This window comes from Mesorhizobium sp. M1A.F.Ca.IN.020.06.1.1, assembly GCF_004023265.1.
Lineage (GTDB): Bacteria > Pseudomonadota > Alphaproteobacteria > Rhizobiales > Rhizobiaceae > Mesorhizobium.
The window spans coordinates 1-2,220 of record NZ_RZSR01000967.1 but is presented as its reverse complement, the minus strand read 5'-3'; the positions used below and the strand labels follow the sequence as shown (position 1 = coordinate 2,220).

Genomic DNA, 2,220 nt, shown 5'->3' with positions numbered 1-2,220 from the left:
TCGGCAGCCACGGCATGCAGGCCTACCGCTATTCCGCCATGATGGACATGATTCGCACCGGCAAGCTGAAGCCCGAACTGTTGGTCGGCAAAAGGATCAGCCTCGATGAGGCGCCAGCCGCATTGATGGCGATGGGCGGCTTCGAGGGCATCGGCATCGGCGTGGTGACGAAGTTTTGAGTAGGCTCCCTACCTGGCGAACTTCTTCGCCCCGAACACGCAGGCCACCACGCCGAGCGTGACCACCACCATCAGCGGGCTGACCTGCTCGTGCAGCAGACTCGCCGCGAGCGCCAGGCCGAAGAAGGGCTGCAGCAGTTGCAATTGCCCGACCGCGGCGATGCCGCCCTGCGCCAGGCCGCGATACCAGAACACGAAGCCGATCAGCATGCTGAACAGCGAGACATAGCCGAGGCCGATCCATGCGCCGGAGCCGACAGCGGCAAAAGACGGCGGCAGGGTCGCAAAGCTCAGCGCTAACATGACCGGCAGCGACAGCGCCAAGGCCCAGCAGATCACCTGCCAGCCGCCGAGCTTGCGCGACAGCGCCGCACCTTCCGCATAGCCCAGCCCGCAAGCGATGATGGCTGCGAGCATCAACCCGTCGCCGACCGGTGAGGCGGTCACGCCTTGCGACAGCGCGAAACCCGCGACTAGCGTGCTGCCCAGGCAGGAAAACAGCCAGAAGGCCTGGCGCGGACGGTCGCCGCCGCGCAGCACACCGAAGATCGCCGTCGCCAGCGGCAGCAGGCCGACAAAGATGATGGAATGCGCCGCCGTGACATGTTTGAGCGCCAGCGCCGTCAGGAGAGGAAAGCCGACCACGACGCCCAGCGCAACGACGACCAGCGAGACCAGATCGCCGCGATCCGGGCGCTTCTCGCGGAATAGGAACAGCATTGCGATGCCGAGCAGGCCAGCGATCGCCGCACGGGCCGATGTCAGGAAGGTCGGGTCGAAATCGACCACCGCCACGCGCGTCGCCGGCAACGAGCCGCTGAAGATCAGAACGCCGATGAAGCCGTTGAGCCAGCCGTTGAAACTCTTATCCATCATCCGCTCCGTTTGCGCTTCTGTACCGGCGCAGCGCATGGCGTTGCCAGAGACAATGGGGTACAATTCCGCAAAACTGTATTGGTCGACAGGGAAGTACAGATGGACACGCCCGACCCGAAGGCGACGAATGCCGGAACGCTCGTCGAAGCCGTCATGTCGGCAATCCGGCAGCGGATCGCCGCGCGCATCCTGACGCCGGGCGCGCGCTTGCCTTCGATCCGCGCCTTCGCCGGCACGATGCAGGTGTCGAAGTCTACGGTGGTCGAGGCTTATGAGCGGCTTGCGGCGGAAGGCACGATCCGCTCGCGGCCGGGCTCCGGCTTCTTTGCCGCCGGCCCGCTTGCGCCGCTGTCGCTGGCCGAGATCGGCCCGCGGCTCGACCGCGCCGTCGACCCGCTCTGGGTCTCGCGGCAAGCCCTGGAGGCAGGCGACGATATGCTGAAACCGGGCTGCGGCTGGCTGCCGGCTTCCTGGATGCCTCAGGCCGCGTTGCGGCAAGCACTGCGCGGCGCCGCCCGAGCCGACGATGCGACGCTTGCCGACTACGGCACGCCGCTTGGCCTGCCGGCACTGCGGCAGCTGCTTGCCCGCCGCCTGTCGGCGCACGGCGTCGAGGCTTCGCCGGACCAGATCATGCTCACCGAGTCCGGGACGCAGGCGATCGACCTGGTGTGCCGCTTGCTCCTCGAGCCGGGCGATGCGGTGCTGGTCGACGATCCCTGCTATTTCAACTTCCATGCGTTGCTGCGCGCGCACCGCGCCAAAGTGGTCGGTGTCGCGATGACACCCTCAGGGCCCGATATCGACCTCTTCGCGCAAGCGCTCGCCGAGCACAAGCCGCGCCTCTACATCACCAATTCCGCGCTTCACAACCCGACCGGCGCGGTGCTCTCGTCGCTTATAGCGCACCGGCTGCTCAAGCTTGCCGATCAATCGGATCTCGCCATCGTCGAGGATGACATTTTCGCCGATTTCGAGCACACGCCGGCGCCGCGGCTGGCGGCCTTCGATGGCCTCGGCCGCGTCGTCCAGATCGGTTCCTTCTCCAAGACGCTGTCGGCTTCGGTGCGCTGCGGCTTCATCGCCGCGCCCCGCGACTGGATGGAACGGCTGATTGACCTCAAGATCGCCACCACTTTCGGCGGCGGGAGGCTCTCCTCGGAAC

At 66.5% G+C, this 2,220-nt stretch carries 2 protein-coding genes and 1 pseudogene; 2 read left to right on the top strand and 1 reads right to left on the bottom strand.

All coding sequences use genetic code 11. The features are described 5' to 3' along the window. Positions 1-179 (top strand): annotated as a pseudogene (locus EOA60_RS39325) (alcohol dehydrogenase); the annotation flags it as partial. Between the two features lie 9 nt (positions 180-188). Here EOA60_RS39325 and EOA60_RS29645 read toward each other — a convergent pair. After that, a complete protein-coding gene (locus tag EOA60_RS29645) occupies positions 189-1,052 on the bottom strand; it encodes a DMT family transporter (protein ID WP_095825710.1) in 864 nt (287 codons plus the stop codon). A gap of 102 nt (positions 1,053-1,154) precedes the next feature. On the opposite strand from EOA60_RS29645, the gene EOA60_RS29640 reads away from it, so the two are divergent. After that, positions 1,155-2,220 (top strand): PLP-dependent aminotransferase family protein (locus tag EOA60_RS29640; protein ID WP_164899646.1); only part of this gene is annotated, 1,066 nt, incomplete at its 3' end.

Bases quoted from the DNA above. Each gene is read 5' to 3' on its own strand.
- EOA60_RS29645 (WP_095825710.1), bottom strand. From the start codon at position 1,052: ATGGATAAGAGTTTCAACGGCTGGCTCAACGGCTTCATCGGCGTTCTG.